The organism is Candidatus Macondimonas diazotrophica, assembly GCF_004684205.1.
GTDB classification, from domain to species: domain Bacteria; phylum Pseudomonadota; class Gammaproteobacteria; order UBA5335; family UBA5335; genus Macondimonas; species Macondimonas diazotrophica.
The window spans coordinates 40,099-55,036 of the sequence record NZ_SRIO01000013.1; the positions used below are offsets into that span (position 1 = coordinate 40,099).

A 14,938-nucleotide genomic window follows, 5' to 3' on the forward strand; every position below is an offset into this window, starting at 1 on the left:
CATGCTACAGATCGACGATTTGCAGGTCAGCGTGGAGGATCGCCCCATCCTCAAGGGCTTAAGCCTCAAGGTCAACGCGGGCGAAGTCCACGCCATCATGGGTCCGAACGGCTCGGGCAAGAGCACGCTGGCCGCGATGCTTGCTGGCCGTGAGGGCTATGTTCACACCGGTGGGACGGTCCGCTACCGTGGCCAGGATCTCCTCGCCATGGCCCCCGAGGAGCGCGCCCGCGAAGGCGTCTTTCTGGGTTTCCAGTATCCCGTGGAAATCCCCGGGGTGAACAATGTCTATCTGCTCAAGGCCAGTCTGAATGCTCAGCGTCGGCACCGTGGCGAACCCGAGCTCGATGCCTTCGAGTTTCTGTCGCTGGTGCGTGAGCGGATGGCATTCATGGGCATTCCCGAGGAATTTCTCAGTCGTTCGGTCAACGAAGGGTTCTCCGGCGGCGAGAAAAAGCGCAACGAAATTCTGCAGATGCTGATTCTGGAGCCGCGTCTGGCGATCTTGGACGAAATCGACTCGGGGCTCGACATCGACGCGCTGAAGGTGGTGTCGCAGGGGATCGAAGCCATGCGCTCGCCCGATCGGGCCATGATTCTGGTCACGCACTACCAGCGTCTTCTGGACTATGTCACGCCGGATTTCGTGCATGTCCTGGCCGGCGGGCGCGTCATCCGTTCGGGGGGTAAGGAGTTGGCGCAGGAACTGGAGGCCGAAGGGTATGCGTCCGTGCTGGCGGGAGCGGTTGGATGAGCGAGGCAGCCGGGGACGCGGTGCGAGCCTATCTCGACCAGTATGCCGCGGGTGCCTCGCCGATCCCTGAGCTGGCCGAGCGCGGTGCGGTGCATCTGGCGGCGGCGGGGTTACCGGGCACCAGCACCGAGCGATGGCGCTACAGTGATCCGGAGCGCCTGTTAGCGTGTCGCTTTCCGCTCGCAGACGCGGCGCCAGCCGTGCCCGAGTCGTCGACGCTTCCACAACTGTCAGGCGCCATCCGTCGCGTGTGGATCGGCGGCTGCCCTGCGCCTGCCTTGGATGTGGGTACGGTGCCGGCCGGCGTGCAGCTGGAACAGCTCGAAACCGGCGGAGGCGACATCGGTGGGCAGCTTCCGCCGGAGCGCGATGGCTTTGCGGCGCTCAATGCGCTGGGCTTTCGTCATGGCGCATCACTCGCGCTCGACGCGGGGGTCGCGCTGGCTGATCCGGTGCACTTGCTGTGGTGGTCGGCGGCCGATCATCCTGCCTTCACGGCACATCCGCGCGTGTCTATTCGCCTGGGTGAGCAGGCCTCGGCAACGGTCGTGCTGCATCATGCGGGCACACCGCAAGCCGGCGCTTTTTTGAACAGCGGGGCCGAGATCCGGCTCGATGCCGGCGCCCAGCTCAACCTGATTGTGATCGATCAGTCGGGCAGCGGCACGTATGGCGTCGGCCAGATTGCCGCCCAAGGTGCCCGCGACAGTGGGTTGAGGGTGTGGCTGATCGATGCGGGGAGGGGCTGGGTTCGCCGGGAGCTGGAGGTGACGCTTGCCGAACCCGGCGCCACGGCAACGTTGCACGGGCTGGTGCAGGGGCGCGGCCCCTTGCAGGTGGACAACCAGATCGCTATCCGGCACGACGCGCCGCATACCCATAGCACGCAGCAAACCCGCGCGGTGCTGCAGGATCGGTCGCGCGCGGTGTTCGGCGGAGGCGTCGAAGTGGCCAGCGGGGCCCAGGGCATCACCGGGCGCCAGTCCAATGCCACCTTGCTGCTGTCCCGGCGTGCGGAGGTGGTGACGCGACCGGCGCTGGAGATCCTGGCGGACGACGTGCAGTGCAGTCATGGGGCCAGCGTTGGTCAGCTGGATGAAACCGCCCTGTTTTATCTTCAGAGTCGTGGTCTGGATCGCGAGGCGGCCCGTGCCCTGCTCATCGAATCCTTCGCCCGCGCGGCGCTTCCCGGTATGCCGGTTCCATCGATTCTGGATTGGGTATTCGGTCGGACCGAGTCGAGCGTCTTGCCGGATGCAACGGCCTGAGAGAGGTCTGTCATGACAGCATTTCAATCAGCGAGTCTGCCCGATGCCTATGATGTGGCAGGGGTGCGGACGGATTTTCCCATTCTTGACCAGCTCATCCATGGTCAGCGGCTGGTGTATCTGGACAATGCGGCGACGGCGCAGAAGCCGCGCGCGGTACTCGAGGCCATGGATCGCTACTATCGCGAGGCCAATGCCAACGTCCATCGGGGGGTGCATACGCTATCCGAGCGCGCCACGGCCTTGTATGAGGGCGCGCGTGACCGGACCCGGGGATTTCTCAATGCGCGGGAGCGCGAAGAGATCATCTTCGTGCGGGGGACGACCGAAGGCATCAACCTCGTTGCCCAGAGCTATGCCCGTCCGCGTCTGGGGCCGGGCGACGAGATCCTGATCACGCATTTGGAACACCATTCCAATACCGTGCCTTGGCAAATGGTGTGCGAGCAAACGGGCGCGACCCTCAAAGTGGTCCCCATCACTGCGGATGGAGCGGTGGATTTGGCGGCGTTTGAGCAGCTGCTGGGGCCGAAAACCCGCATTTTCGCCGTGGCGCACGTATCCAACGCACTGGGCACGGTCAATCCGGTTGCGGAGATGACGGCGCGGGCGCGGACCGCCGGTGCGGTGGTGCTGATCGACGGCGCCCAGGGCGTTCCTCATCAGCTCGTCGATGTGCAGGCCCTGGATTGCGATTTCTACGCTTTTTCTGCGCACAAGCTCTATGGCCCAACCGGGATCGGCGTGCTCTACGGCCGCCGCGAGTTGCTCGAATCGATGCCCCCCTGGCAGGGCGGAGGCGACATGATCCGCACCGTGCGCTTCGCCGGCAGCACGTGGAACGACCTGCCCTACAAGTTCGAGGCGGGCACGCCTGCGATCGCCGAAGCCGTGGGGATGGGCGCAGCGATGGATTATGTGGCCGCACTCGGGCTTGAACGCATTGCGGTGCATGAGGCCGACCTGCTGAGCTATGCCGTGGCTCAACTGGCCGAGATCGACGGCTTGCGCTTCATCGGTACCGCGCCGGTACGTGCCGGTGTAGTGTCGTTCGTGCTGGACGGCGTTCATCCCCATGATCTGGGGACCATTCTCGATCATGCCGGAGTGGCGATTCGGGCAGGGCACCACTGCGCGATGCCGGTCATGGAGTTCTACGGCGTGCCGGCAACGGCACGTGCTTCTTTTGCCTGTTACAACACCCGTGCCGACGTCGATGCCCTGGTAAAGGCATTGCGTGGCGCGACGGAACTGTTCGGGGGGCGACGTTGATGGATTTGCGCGAGCTGTATCAGGACGTCATCGTCGATCACAATCGCAATCCGCGCAATTTTCACCCGCTCGAAGGCGCGGTTCGGATCGCCGAGGGATACAACCCGTTGTGCGGCGATAAGTTGTCCGTATATGCCCGCATCGACGATGGGCGCATTACGGATGTCAGTTTCGTCGGCAGTGGTTGCGCCATTTCGACGGCATCGGCCAGCCTCATGACCGAGGCGGTCAAGGGCAAGACCGTAGCGGAAGCGGAAGCGTTGTTCGCGGATATGCATGAGTTGCTGACCGGCAAGACAGCGGCCGATGCGGGCCGTCTGGGCAAGCTGGCGGCGCTGGCGGGCGTCAAGGACTATCCGGCTCGGGTCAAGTGCGCCACGCTGTCGTGGCATACGTTGCATGCGGCATTGCAGGGTGACCTGACCCCTGTGCGGACGGAGTGAGGGCGCCATGTACTCGCAACAAGCCGACTACGCTACGCTGTCCCGGGATTGTCTGGGCGTGCTGATTCCAGCGGGGGATACGGTGGTGCTCCCGGAAGGCGCCGATGTCCGCATCACGCAGGCGCTGGGTGGCAGCTTTACCGTGTATTACGGCGGCAATCTGGTGCGAATCGCCGGCAAGGATGCCGATGCGCTGGGCCGCGAAGTACCAGCCGGTCCGGAGTTGCCGGAGGATGCCGATGATGCGGCCGTGGAATCCTGCATCGAGGATCAGCTCAAGACGTGTTTCGACCCCGAGATTCCGATCAACATCGTCGATCTGGGATTGATCTACGACCGGATGGTGGAGGTGCTCCCGGAAGGTGGGCGTGCCGTACATATCCGCATGACCCTGACGGCGCCCGGCTGCGGCATGGGCGACATTCTGGCTGATGAAGTGCGTGCCAAGGTGGCTGCCGTGCCGACGGTGAAACGGGTGAGCGTGGAGCTCACCTTTGATCCGCCCTGGGATCAGAGCCGCATGTCCGAAGCGGCACGATTGCAGACCGGGATGTACTGAGCGGATGCCGGCCACCCCCTGGCAATACGCGCGGCTGGTATGTGGGGACCGGTATGTGGAACTGCGATTGCAGCGGGACCTGTTCGGCTGGGTGGTCACCCGCACCGCCGGTGATCTCAAGCGCGGGTCTGGCGAATTCAAGACCATGCCCTGCGCAGACTATCCCGAGGCGATCCATCAGTGGAACCATGAGGTGCGCGCCCGCAAGCGGCGGGGGTACGTTCCGGCCGAGTCCGCAGCCGCCGTCGAGCCCCGCTCCTGAGCTGCGCCGGCCACCCGGACGGTGCGACAATCTGTCACATTCCGCTGATCGACGCTCGCCGATAGACTGATCCGCGACGCTTTCCGGTGTTCGCAGAAAAATCACAACGCGAGAGATTCTTCATGTTCGAGTACTTGCCGCCTGTTTCCCGATCTTTCAATCGCCCCTTGTGCCTGCTCGGTTTGATGGCCGGCGCCGGCCTTGCCCAGGCGCATGACGACTGGCAGGGCGCCCGCGCCGACGCCCATGCACCCATTGGCGTCATGGGCGATCACGTTCACAAGGCGGGCGAATGGATGGTGGGCTACCGCTACATGCCCATGCATCAGGAAGGCCTGCTGGATGGGTCGGATTCGGTCTCCAAGCAGGAGACCTACAGCAGCGAGGCCGCGGGTGGCTACGGCTATCACAACGCCCCGAAAGACATGGACATGGCCATGCACATGGTCGAGGTGATGTACGCCCCGACCGATCGCTGGACGCTGATGGCCATGATCCCCTATGTCACGATGGACATGAGTTCCGAGCTGCACAGCCATGGCGATCATCCGCCTGTGCCCTTCGATATGGAATCCGACGGAATCGGAGATGTGTCGCTCTCCGCGATGTTCCGCATCACGCCGGTGGCCAGCGCGCACCAGGCCATCGCCAGTCTGGGGCTCAGTGTTCCGACCGGCAGCATCACCGAGAAGGACGACATGCCCCATGGCGAGCACGGCGCGCCAGTAGCCATGCGTCTGGAGTATCCCATGCAGCTCGGCTCAGGGACCTACGATCTGAAGCCCGGCCTGACCTATGTCGGTCAGGGTGAGCGCTGGTCCTGGGGTGGGCAAGGCATCGCCACCCTTCGCACCGGCGAGAACGATGAGGGTTATACCCTCGGAAACCGCACCGATCTCACGGGCTGGATCGCCTATGGCTGGACTCCTGCGGTGAGCACTTCCCTGCGCCTGGCCTTTGCCACCTGGGGCAATATCGATGGCCAGGACGAGCGGATTTCGCCCACCATGTCACCGGCTGCCGATCCGCGTGCCCAGGGCGGCGAGCGGGCCGATGTCGGTATCGGTGTCAATTTTTATGCCCCCGAAGGCCTCTTGCAGGGCCATCGGTTGGGGATTGAAGTCCTCTTGCCGGTCGCCCAGCGTCTGGACGGCCCGCAATTGGAGACGGACTGGTCAGCCGTTCTGGGCTGGCAGTACGCCTTTTGATGTAACCCTCTCAGCCTCTTGTTGCCTGATGTTGCGCCGGGAGTTTCCCGGCGTTTTTTTAGGTCTCGTTCCACAGCCCGAGCGCGGGTGGCGCCCAATCCCAATAGACTTGCTGGATCAGGTAGGGATGGGGATGTTGGCGCAGGTGATGGCGCATCAGCGTGATGGGTACGATGCGCGGTACGTGGCCGACGCGGTAGGCCTCGATCGCGTGGGTGAGCTCGGCCTTGTCCGGGGCGCCCAGTTGCTTTTTGAGATAGCCCATGGCGTGGTAGAGGACGTTCGCATGGCGCTTGCGCGTCGCGCGATAGTGCAATGTGTGCATGAATCCGGTGCCATAGTGATCCACCGTCTGCGCAAGGGGTGCTTCGGCGAGCTGGGCGATCAGGCGACCCAGAATGCGCAGATGCGCACTGCCGTGCGCCATGAGCTGGAGCTTGTGGCGGGTGTGAAACTGCACCAGGGCTTCTGCCGTTGCTCCGGCTGCAAGTAGATCCTGCCAGTCGCGATAGGCAACGACGCGCTCGATGAAGTTTTCCCGTAGGGCGGCATCTTTCAGTCGACCTTCTTCTTCCGCGGGAAGGAGCGGCAAGGCTTCGAGGAGGGCATCGGCGTACACGCCGCGCCCCATACGGGACGCCTTCCCGTCCGGATCGTAGATCTTGACACGCTCCACACCGCAGCTCGGCGAGCGGGCCTTGAAAATATAGCCACTGAGATCGTGTGCGGTTGACGCGATCCGCTGTCCCATTGCGGACAACGCTGAGGTGACATCGAGCGTGGGGTCTCGCGCCCCCAGCACGCGCAGGGCTGCCCCCTCCTGCACCAGTCGCAGCGGCGGACGCGGAGTCCCCAGGCCGATCGCCATTTCCGGGCAGATGGGGCGAAAATCGAAATGGGGGGAGAGTTTCTCGAGAATGTAGCGGTCGCGCTTGTGGCCTCCATTGTAGCGGACGGGTTCGCCCAGCAGGCATGCGCTGATGCCTAGTGTGAGGCGGGGCGTGGGAGGGACCGGATCACATGTCATGACGGATGCCCCACTGCTGTGCTTCTCCCGGGTGCGGGAGTCGTACGTGAAAGATCTGCGTTAAGATGGCCAATTTGGTCCGGTTGACGATCGGGGTCGCGGGGCCTGGGGCGTGCGCTGCCCGCTGGACGCATGGGGGAACCCGGATGAACGCCGCACAATGGGTGAAAATGCTCGACCTCGCGCCGCATCCCGAGGGTGGATATTTTCGCCGAACCAGCACCAGTGGGCGGACATTTCGGCGCGACGACGGCGCGACGCGGCCCCTGATGACCGCGATCTACTATTTGCTCACGGCCGATCGGCCGTTGGGAAAACTGCATCGCAATCAGTCCGATATCATTCATTTTTTTCATAGCGGCGACCCGATTGTCTATTGGCTATTGTTTCCGGACGGGCGGCTCGAGCGTCATCTTCTGGGGCCGGATCCGTTGGTGGGACATCGATTGCAGTTGACGGTTCCCGGTGGTATCTGGAAGGCGAGCGTGCTGGAGGCGGGTGATCACGGGTTGATCAGCGAAGCTGTAGCGCCTGGATTCGATCCGGTGGACCGCGAAATGGCGGATGCAGGTCTGATCGAACGTCTGTTTCCCGCGCACTGGCCTCAGCTTTCTTATTTGGTTGGCCGGGGTGGATCATGAGCCAGATGCAGCCAGAGGACGTGTTGGCGGCGGGCGTGGACGCGCTGGGGGTGCCGGTATCGCCCGGCGTTCAGGCAAGCCTGCTCGCGTTCCTGCGCATGCTGGTTGAGTGGAACGGGGCCTATAATCTGACCGCCGTCCGGGATCCTGTGGAGATGGTTAGCCGCCATCTTCTGGATAGTCTGACGGTCTTGCCGCATCTGTGCGGCAACAGCGTCGCCGATGTGGGGAGTGGTGCCGGTCTGCCCGGGATTCCGCTGGCAATCGCTGATCCGAAACGCCGTGTCGTGTTACTGGAGAGCAACGGCAAGAAGGTGCGCTTCCTGCGCCATGTCGTCGGCCGGCTTGGTTTGTCGCAGGTGAGTGTGATTCAGGCGCGTGCGGAGTCGACCCGTCTTTCGCCGCCGGTGGACACCGTCGTCGCGAGGGCGGTGGCCGATTTGGCGACGCTTTGTGACTACGCTCGGCGGCTGGGTGTTGCCGATGTCCGTATGGTCGCCATGAAAGGGCCGGATGTGACGGCGGAGCTGGCGACGCTGCCGGCTGATTTTGTCGTGCAGGCGGTCCTGCCGGTGGTGGTGCCGGGCTTGGAGGCGCAACGGCATTTGATCTGTTTGCAACGGACGAGCGAGCAGCGTATTGAAATCAGAGATCAATGAGGAACGGGGCGTGGGCCGCATAATCGCAATCGCCAATCAGAAGGGCGGCGTGGGGAAAACCACGACCACCGTCAATTTGGCGGCGGCCTTGGCCCTGGCGCGCCAGCGAGTGCTTCTGATCGACATGGATCCGCAGGGTAATGCGACGGTCGGTTGCGGTCTGTCTGCCGAGAATGGGCCGGCAACCGTGTGCGAGGTCCTGCTGGGTGAGTGTGCCTTGCGTGAGGCTTTGCAGCACGCCGATAAATCGGGGTTTCATGTGCTTGCCGCCTCGGGTGACCTGACTGCGGCGGAGGTGGGGCTGTTGGCCGAAAGCAGCCGCGAGCGCGCTTTGGCGCGTGCACTCGATGATGCCAGTGAGGCGTTCGACTACGTATTGATCGATTGTCCGCCGTCACTCAACTTACTGACGGTCAATGCGCTGGTCGCCGCACAAGGCGTCTTGATTCCGATGCAATGTGAATATTACGCACTGGAAGGACTCAAGGCCTTGTTGGGTACCGTCGAAGGCGTACGCCGTGGCCTCAACCCCACGTTGGAGATCGAGGGCCTGCTGCGCACCATGTTCGATCCGCGCAACCGGCTTGCGCGCGATGTGTCCGAGCAGTTGCTGCGTCATTTCGGGGACCGGGTTTATCGCAGCATCGTGCCGCGCAACGTGCGGCTGGCCGAGGCGCCGAGCTATGGCATGCCCTGTGTGTTGCTCGACCGCAGTGCGCAAGGAAGTGCGGCTTATCTGGCATTGGCCGGGGAAATGCTGCGCCGTCATGGCCGGAGTCGGTCGCAGCCGGTCAACGCGCTGGAGGGTCCATTGCTATGAATCGCAAACGAGGTCTGGGGCGGGGTTTGGATGCCCTGCTCGGTGGTGTCGCCATGGCCGGTCCGGCTGCGCCCGACGAATCCTTGGCGCATCTCCCGGTGGAGCGCCTGCAACGGGGACGCTATCAGCCACGGTTGCACATGGACGCCGAGGCGCTGAGCGAATTGGCCGAATCGATTCAAACCCAGGGCGTCGTGCAGCCGATCGTCGTGCGTCCGGTCGAAAACGGTTACGAAATCATCGCCGGAGAACGGCGCTGGCGTGCGGCCCAGATGGCGGGATTGCGTGAAGTACCTTGTGTCGTGCGGGAGGTCCCCGATCAGGCGGCGATGGCGATCGGACTGATCGAGAATATTCAGCGTGAAGATCTCAATCCCATGGAAGAAGCGGGGGCGCTGGCGCGGCTGCAGCACGAATTTTCGCTCACCCATGAACAGATCGCTGCTACCGTCGGACGATCCCGGGTTGCCGTCACCAATCTCCTGCGTCTGAACGAACTGGAGCCACCGGTTCGCAAACTTCTGGAAGACGGGAAGCTGGAAATGGGCCACGGGCGGGCCCTGCTGGGGCTCAAGGGTGGGGCACAGTGCGAGGCCGCAGCGCAGGTATTCAAACGCAAACTCACCGTGCGTCAGACCGAAGCGCTGGTGCGGCGCATGCTGCAGCCCCAGGCGGCTGAGAAGACCCCAGACCCCAATGTCATGCGGCTGGAGCGATCGTTATCCGAACGTCTGGGGACGGCCGTCACCGTCCAAGACCGTGGCGGCAAGGGCGTAATTCGCATCGATTATCATTCTCTTGAGCAGCTAGATAGCCTGCTTGGGTTTCTGGGGCACGATCCGGAAGACCGTTTTCGGCATTGACCCATTCGGACGCGCTCTTTATACTTGCCGCGCTTTTGAGGGTGGCCGGATGAACCTGTCCTGCTACGCTTAAGCGACGAGCGAGGCTCCCAAGTCTTTGAGTGGTGCAGTGGTCGGTCGGCTTTTTCGGTGGCAAGCAGTCGTAACGCTGGGCGTTGCCGCACTGGCCTACATGTTCGGAGGCTGGCCTGCCGTTGCGGCGGCAGTTATGGGCGGATCCGCCAATCTTCTGGCCGTGACCGTATTCGCCGTGCGAATGGCACTGTTGCCGCCGGATGCATCACCTCAGCGCCGGCTCGCTGCCTTGGTGCGCGCCGAAGCGGTGAAGTGGGGGATCAGCATCGGTCTTTTCGCGGGTGCCGCGCTGGTTTTCCCGGAGCATTTCTTGGTGCTCATTGTGGCGTTCATGGCAACAACGGGTGTTTACTGGGTCTCCCTCCTGTGGGAGGTTCCCGAGGATAGACAGCAAAGGGGTTGATTGGTTCATGGCCAGCGCTGAACATACCGCTCACTCTCCCCAGGAGTACGTGACGCACCACTTGACCGGGTGGACCGCAGGGGAAGGTTTCTGGACCTTCAACATCGATACGCTGCTGATGTCTGCCGTGCTCGGGGCTCTGCTGGTCGTCACCTTTGCGATCGCTGCCCGCCGGGCGACCGTCGGTGTTCCGGGGCCGCTCCAGAACATGGTCGAGTCCGTTATCGAATTCATCGAAGGCGTCGTGCATGAAACCTTCCATGGTGAAAGTCGTCTCATTGCGCCCTTGGCGCTGACGATTTTCTGTCTGGTTCTGTTGTGGAATACGATGGACCTGATTCCGGTTGACTTCTTCCCGATGATTGCCGGCTGGTTCGGCGTGGAATATTTCCGCCCTGTGCCTTCGGCTGACATGAGCGCCACCTTCGGGCTGTCGTTTACGGTGTTCCTGCTGATCATCATCTACAGTATCAAGGGCAAGGGTGTCGGCGGCTATCTGGAAGAGCTGCTATTCCACCCGTTCGGTAAATACTTGGTGCCGTTCAATCTGATTCTGAATGCCGTAGAACTGCTTGCCAAGCCGCTGTCTCTCGGGCTGCGACTGTTCGGCAACCTCTATGCCGGCGAACTGATTTTTGTCTTGATTGCCCTGCTGCCTTGGTGGGCGCAGTGGGGGCCCGGCGGTGCCTGGGCCATCTTCCATCTCCTGGTCATCCCGTTGCAGGCGTTCATTTTCATGACCCTCACGGTGGTGTACCTGGGTATGGCCCACGCCAAGCATTAATCCCTTTGGCTCACACTGCTTATTCCTGAACTAGGAGGAATGATGGAAGCTCTCATCGCCCAGATCCAGGCCAATACCGTCTTGACGGTCGGCATCATTTTCGGTCTCGCCGCAGTTGGCACCGCAATTGGTTTCGCCCTGCTGGGCGGCAAGTTCCTCGAAGGTGTAGCCCGTCAGCCTGAACTGGCCGGCATGCTGCAAACCCGCATGTTCATCATTGCGGGTCTTCTGGACGCCGTCTCCATTATCGGCGTGGCCATGGGCCTTTTGATGATGTTCGCCAATCCGTTCCTGGCCGCGCTGGGCTGAATTGCCCAGCCTCGCCGACTGTTTTTGGTTAGAACACGAATCGCGGAGAATTTATCGTGGGCATCAACGCCACTCTGATCGGCCAGATGATCACCTTCGGGTTGTTCGTGTGGTTCATGATGAAGTTCGTCTGGCCGCCCTTGACTCAAGCCATGCAGGAGCGTCAGCGGCGCATCGCCGAGGGGCTGGCTGCGGCTGAACAAGGCAATACACAGCTGGAGCGCTCCCGACAGGAGATCGAAAGCACGCTGCAGGCTGCACGCCAGCAGGCCGCCGAAATTCTGGCTCAGGCGAATCGCCGCGGTACCGAGATGGTTGAGCAGGCCAAGCTGGCTGCCAAGGAAGAAGGTGAGCGTCAAATCCGCTCTGCCGAAGCCTTGATTGCGCAGGAAGTTGCGCAGGCTCGTGAAGCGCTGCGCCGTGAGGTGGCTGATCTGGCCACGACGGGCGCTGGCCGGATTCTCAAGCGTGAAATCGATCCGGCCGCCCACCGTGATCTGGTGGACGACTTGGTCGGCCAGATCTGATTGGGGGTTCGATGTCCGATGTAACCACGATGGCGCGGCCGTATGCCAAAGCCGTGATCGATCTGGCGCGCGAAAGCGGCGAATCATTGGCGGACTGGCAGAATCGGTTGGATCTTCTGGCCGCTCTGGTTATCTATCCGCCGATTCGGCAGGCGCTTGAAAATCCGCGGCAAACCGCTGACCAACACCGGCAGCTGATCAGTGACGCGTTGGGTCCCGAGCTGGGTCCTCAAGGTATCAATCTGGTCAGTCTCTTGGTGGAGAATGGCCGGTTGCTGCTGGCGCCGCAGATTGCAGAAGTGTTCAGCGCTTTGCGTGCAGAGGCGGAAGGCTCGGTAGACGCAGAGATCATCACCGCCGTGGCCTTGGATCCCGAGCAGGAACGACGGATCGTGGATTCGTTGGCAAAGCGGCTTGGGCGCCGAATCAATCTCAAGACCCGGATCGACGACAGTCTGGTGGGTGGTGCGATCATCCGGGCTGGCGATTTGGTGATCGACGGGTCGGTCCGCAGCCAGTTGGAACGTCTGTCCCGCGCACTGGTTCATTGACGAGGAAGCAACATGCAAGTCAATCCCGCCGAGATTAGCGAGCTGATCAAACAGCGCATTCAAAACTTCGAAGTCGTGGCTGAAGCCCGGGCCGAAGGGACGGTTATCAGTGTCGCGGATGGTATCTGTCGCATTCATGGCCTGACCGCTGCCATGCAGGGCGAAATGCTGGAGTTCCCGGGTGGAACCTTCGGTTTGGCGCTTAACCTAGAGCGCGATTCCGTCGGTGCCGTGGTCTTGGGCAGCTATGAGCACATCAAGGAAGGCGACCGTGTGCGCTGCACCGGCCGCATTCTCGAGGTTCCAGTGGGCGAGCCCGTGCTCGGCCGCGTGGTCAACGCCTTGGGTCAACCCATCGACGGCAAGGGCCCGATCAACACTGATCTGACCTCACCCATCGAAAAGGTCGCGCCGGGCGTGATTGCCCGACAGTCGGTTTCCCAGCCGGTGCAGACCGGCCTGAAGGCGATCGATGCCATGGTGCCGGTGGGTCGCGGCCAGCGCGAGTTGATCATCGGTGACCGGCAGACGGGCAAGACCGCCGTCGCTGTCGATGCCATCATCAACCAGAAAGGTACCGGCGTTAAGTGTATCTATGTCGCGATCGGCCAGAAGGCATCGAGCATCGCCGCAGTGGTGCGCAAGCTGGAAGAACATGACGCCCTGGCGCACACGATCATCGTAGCGGCCAGTGCTTCGGACTCGGCGGCGTTGCAGTACATTGCGCCCTACAGCGGCTGCGCAATGGGCGAATACTTCCGCGATCGGGGTGAAGACGCTCTGATCGTTTACGACGATCTCACCAAGCAGGCGTGGGCGTACCGTCAGATCTCCCTCCTGTTGCGGCGTCCGCCCGGCCGTGAAGCCTACCCCGGCGATGTGTTCTATCTGCATTCGCGTCTGCTGGAGCGCGCGGCGCGGGTCAACCCGGAATATGTCGAGAAGCTCACCAACGGTGAAGTGAAGGGTCAGACGGGTTCCCTGACGGCGCTGCCGATCATCGAGACCCAAGCCGGGGACGTGTCGGCCTTCGTTCCGACCAACGTGATCTCCATCACCGACGGCCAGATTTATCTGGAATCGGATCTGTTCAACGCCGGTATCCGGCCCGCCATCAATGCCGGCCTTTCGGTTTCCCGTGTGGGCGGGGCTGCGCAGACCAAGATCATCAAGAAGCTGGGTGGCGGCGTACGTCTGGCGCTGGCGCAGTATCGCGAGTTGGCGGCGTTTGCCCAGTTTGCTTCTGACCTTGATGAAGCGACCCGCAAGCAGCTCGACCGGGGTCAGCGCGTCACCGAGCTCATGAAGCAGACGCAGTACGCGCCGTTGTCGGTTGCGCTGATGGCCTTGTCGCTTTTCGCGGCAAACGAGGGCTACCTGGACAGCGTCGATGTGAAGAAGGTGGTCGAGTTCGAAGCAGCGCTACACGACTTCGCACGTTCGGCCCATTCAGACATTCTGGCGAGCATCGACGCGAAGGGCGATTACAACGATGAGATCGCGGCCGGACTGAAGAAGATCATCGAGGAATTCAAGGCTACTGGAACCTGGTAAGCCGCGAACCCAATAGGTGAAAAATGGCGGGCACAAAAGAAATCCGTAATCAGATCCGCAGCGTCCGAAACACGCAGAAGATCACCAAAGCCATGGAAATGGTGGCGGCGAGCAAGATGCGCAAGGCGCAGGATCAGATGACGGCAACCCGGCCCTATGCCGAGCGCATGCGTGAGGTGATTGGGCATTTGGCGGCAGCCAATCCGGATTACCGGCATCCTTTTCTGGAGCCACGGGAACCGCTCAAGCGCGTCGGCATCATTTTTGTGTCCACGGATCGCGGCTTGTGCGGCGGCTTGAACATCAACCTGTTCAAGACCGTATTGACCGAGCTGCGCCGGTTCGACACACAGGATATTGCTGTGGATCTGGCCATCCTCGGCGGCAAGGGCGTCGGATTCTTTCGCCGTCTGGGTGGCCAAATCGTCGCCCAGCAGACAGGCTTGGGCGATCGCCCGCATCTCCAACAGGTGATTGGGACGATCAAGGTCATGCTCGATGCCTATCGGGACGGCAAGATCGACCGGCTCCTGCTGGTGCGTAATCAGTTCGTGAATACGATGACCCAGAAGCCGGTGGTTCAGCAGGTTTTGCCTGTCGAACCGGTGCGCGAAACCGAGATGCTGCAGAACTGGGATTATCTCTACGAGCCGAGCCCAGAAGCGTTGCTGGACGATGTATTGGTTCGGTACGTCGAATCGCAGATTTACCAGGCCGTGGTTGAAAACGTTGCCTGTGAAATGGCGGCGCGCATGGTTGCCATGAAGTCGGCATCGGATAACGCAGGCGAGGTGATCCAGCGCTTGACGCTGGTTTACAACAAGGCGAGGCAGGCCGCGATTACCCAGGAATTGGCAGAAATCGTCGCCGGCGCTGCAGCCGTCTCGTGAGCGGCAGTCCTTCACGCAGATATTACCTTCCGTCCCCCGCGCAACAGCGGACAAGAGCCTTAGGGGAAC

General features: G+C 62.2%; 19 protein-coding genes. 18 read left to right on the plus strand and 1 reads right to left on the minus strand.

Annotated elements, in window-relative coordinates; genetic code table 11:
* The first annotated feature begins 1 nt into the window (after position 1).
* The 7 genes from sufC to E4680_RS10140 all read left to right on the plus strand — a co-directional run bounded on the left by sufC (position 2) and on the right by E4680_RS10140 (position 5,766).
* Entirely contained in the window at positions 2-754 is a 753-nt protein-coding gene (gene sufC / locus E4680_RS10110; RefSeq protein ID WP_135282288.1) for a Fe-S cluster assembly ATPase SufC, read from the plus strand.
* A complete protein-coding gene (gene sufD / locus E4680_RS10115; protein WP_135282289.1) occupies positions 751-2,022 on the plus strand; it encodes a Fe-S cluster assembly protein SufD in 1,272 nt (423 codons plus the stop codon). Before sufC ends, sufD begins: the two co-directional genes overlap by 4 nt.
* 12 nt (positions 2,023-2,034) lie before the next feature.
* Positions 2,035-3,294, plus strand: a complete 1,260-nt coding sequence (locus E4680_RS10120) for a cysteine desulfurase (RefSeq protein WP_135282290.1) — start codon at positions 2,035-2,037, stop codon at positions 3,292-3,294.
* Complete coding sequence (sufU, locus tag E4680_RS10125; RefSeq protein WP_135282291.1) at positions 3,294-3,737, plus strand: Fe-S cluster assembly sulfur transfer protein SufU; 444 nt, start codon at positions 3,294-3,296, stop codon at positions 3,735-3,737. The genes E4680_RS10120 and sufU overlap by 1 nt, the downstream gene beginning before the upstream one ends.
* A gap of 7 nt (positions 3,738-3,744) precedes the next feature.
* Entirely contained in the window at positions 3,745-4,296 is a 552-nt protein-coding gene (sufT, locus tag E4680_RS10130; protein ID WP_135282292.1) for a putative Fe-S cluster assembly protein SufT, read from the plus strand.
* Between the two features lie 4 nt (positions 4,297-4,300).
* A complete protein-coding gene (locus tag E4680_RS10135; protein ID WP_135282293.1) occupies positions 4,301-4,558 on the plus strand; it encodes a hypothetical protein in 258 nt (85 codons plus the stop codon).
* Between the two features lie 122 nt (positions 4,559-4,680).
* Positions 4,681-5,766, plus strand: a complete 1,086-nt coding sequence (locus E4680_RS10140; protein WP_135282294.1) for a transporter family protein — start codon at positions 4,681-4,683, stop codon at positions 5,764-5,766.
* A 58-nt stretch (positions 5,767-5,824) separates the two neighbouring features.
* On the opposite strand, the gene E4680_RS10145 is transcribed toward E4680_RS10140, so the two are convergent.
* A complete protein-coding gene (locus E4680_RS10145; protein ID WP_135282295.1) occupies positions 5,825-6,793 on the minus strand; it encodes a YbgA family protein in 969 nt (322 codons plus the stop codon).
* A gap of 146 nt (positions 6,794-6,939) precedes the next feature.
* On the opposite strand from E4680_RS10145, the gene E4680_RS10150 reads away from it, so the two are divergent.
* From E4680_RS10150 to atpG, 11 genes are all read left to right on the plus strand, one after another.
* Positions 6,940-7,434 carry a cupin domain-containing protein gene (locus E4680_RS10150; RefSeq protein WP_135282296.1) on the plus strand — a complete coding sequence of 165 codons (495 nt, stop codon included), beginning with the start codon at positions 6,940-6,942 and terminating at the stop codon, positions 7,432-7,434.
* Positions 7,431-8,093, plus strand: coding sequence for a 16S rRNA (guanine(527)-N(7))-methyltransferase RsmG (gene rsmG / locus E4680_RS10155; protein ID WP_135282297.1), 663 nt, complete (start codon positions 7,431-7,433; stop codon positions 8,091-8,093). Before E4680_RS10150 ends, rsmG begins: the two co-directional genes overlap by 4 nt.
* A 10-nt stretch (positions 8,094-8,103) precedes the next feature.
* Complete coding sequence (locus tag E4680_RS10160; protein WP_135282298.1) at positions 8,104-8,913, plus strand: ParA family protein; 810 nt, start codon at positions 8,104-8,106, stop codon at positions 8,911-8,913.
* Positions 8,910-9,776: a ParB/RepB/Spo0J family partition protein gene (locus E4680_RS10165; protein ID WP_135282299.1), complete on the plus strand. Its 867-nt coding sequence runs from the start codon at positions 8,910-8,912 to the stop codon at positions 9,774-9,776. The genes E4680_RS10160 and E4680_RS10165 overlap by 4 nt, the downstream gene beginning before the upstream one ends.
* A 109-nt stretch (positions 9,777-9,885) precedes the next feature.
* A complete protein-coding gene (locus E4680_RS10170) occupies positions 9,886-10,254 on the plus strand; it encodes an ATP synthase subunit I (RefSeq protein WP_167792472.1) in 369 nt (122 codons plus the stop codon).
* Positions 10,255-10,261: 7 nt separating this feature from the next.
* Entirely contained in the window at positions 10,262-11,038 is a 777-nt protein-coding gene (gene atpB, locus E4680_RS10175) for a F0F1 ATP synthase subunit A (RefSeq protein ID WP_135282301.1), read from the plus strand.
* A gap of 54 nt (positions 11,039-11,092) precedes the next feature.
* Complete coding sequence (gene atpE / locus E4680_RS10180) at positions 11,093-11,347, plus strand: F0F1 ATP synthase subunit C (protein ID WP_479688847.1); 255 nt, start codon at positions 11,093-11,095, stop codon at positions 11,345-11,347.
* A 56-nt stretch (positions 11,348-11,403) separates the two neighbouring features.
* Positions 11,404-11,874 carry a F0F1 ATP synthase subunit B gene (locus E4680_RS10185; protein ID WP_135282303.1) on the plus strand — a complete coding sequence of 157 codons (471 nt, stop codon included), beginning with the start codon at positions 11,404-11,406 and terminating at the stop codon, positions 11,872-11,874.
* Between the two features lie 11 nt (positions 11,875-11,885).
* A complete protein-coding gene (locus E4680_RS10190; protein WP_135282304.1) occupies positions 11,886-12,425 on the plus strand; it encodes a F0F1 ATP synthase subunit delta in 540 nt (179 codons plus the stop codon).
* 12 nt (positions 12,426-12,437) lie between these two features.
* On the plus strand, positions 12,438-13,979 hold the full coding sequence (atpA, locus tag E4680_RS10195; RefSeq protein WP_135282305.1) for a F0F1 ATP synthase subunit alpha: 1,542 nt from the start codon (positions 12,438-12,440) through the stop codon (positions 13,977-13,979).
* A gap of 23 nt (positions 13,980-14,002) precedes the next feature.
* Positions 14,003-14,869, plus strand: a complete 867-nt coding sequence (gene atpG / locus E4680_RS10200; protein WP_135282306.1) for a F0F1 ATP synthase subunit gamma — start codon at positions 14,003-14,005, stop codon at positions 14,867-14,869.
* The last annotated feature ends 69 nt before the right edge of the window (positions 14,870-14,938 follow it).

Excerpts from the sequence above, each read along its gene's own strand:
- E4680_RS10165 (WP_135282299.1), top strand. The coding sequence starts at position 8,910 with ATGAATCGCAAACGAGGTCTGGGGCGGGGTTTGGATGCCCTGCTCGGT.
- E4680_RS10140 (WP_135282294.1), top strand. The coding sequence starts at position 4,681 with ATGTTCGAGTACTTGCCGCCTGTTTCCCGATCTTTCAATCGCCCCTTG.
- E4680_RS10150 (WP_135282296.1), top strand. The coding sequence starts at position 6,940 with ATGAACGCCGCACAATGGGTGAAAATGCTCGACCTCGCGCCGCATCCC.
- sufD (WP_135282289.1), top strand. The coding sequence starts at position 751 with ATGAGCGAGGCAGCCGGGGACGCGGTGCGAGCCTATCTCGACCAGTAT.
- sufC (WP_135282288.1), top strand. The coding sequence starts at position 2 with ATGCTACAGATCGACGATTTGCAGGTCAGCGTGGAGGATCGCCCCATC.
- atpB (WP_135282301.1), top strand. The coding sequence starts at position 10,262 with ATGGCCAGCGCTGAACATACCGCTCACTCTCCCCAGGAGTACGTGACG.
- atpG (WP_135282306.1), top strand. The coding sequence starts at position 14,003 with ATGGCGGGCACAAAAGAAATCCGTAATCAGATCCGCAGCGTCCGAAAC.
- sufU (WP_135282291.1), top strand. The coding sequence starts at position 3,294 with ATGGATTTGCGCGAGCTGTATCAGGACGTCATCGTCGATCACAATCGC.
- sufT (WP_135282292.1), top strand. The coding sequence starts at position 3,745 with ATGTACTCGCAACAAGCCGACTACGCTACGCTGTCCCGGGATTGTCTG.
- E4680_RS10135 (WP_135282293.1), top strand. The coding sequence starts at position 4,301 with ATGCCGGCCACCCCCTGGCAATACGCGCGGCTGGTATGTGGGGACCGG.
- E4680_RS10120 (WP_135282290.1), top strand. The coding sequence starts at position 2,035 with ATGACAGCATTTCAATCAGCGAGTCTGCCCGATGCCTATGATGTGGCA.
- rsmG (WP_135282297.1), top strand. The coding sequence starts at position 7,431 with ATGAGCCAGATGCAGCCAGAGGACGTGTTGGCGGCGGGCGTGGACGCG.
- E4680_RS10145 (WP_135282295.1), bottom strand. The coding sequence starts at position 6,793 with ATGACATGTGATCCGGTCCCTCCCACGCCCCGCCTCACACTAGGCATC.
- E4680_RS10190 (WP_135282304.1), top strand. The coding sequence starts at position 11,886 with ATGTCCGATGTAACCACGATGGCGCGGCCGTATGCCAAAGCCGTGATC.
- atpA (WP_135282305.1), top strand. The coding sequence starts at position 12,438 with ATGCAAGTCAATCCCGCCGAGATTAGCGAGCTGATCAAACAGCGCATT.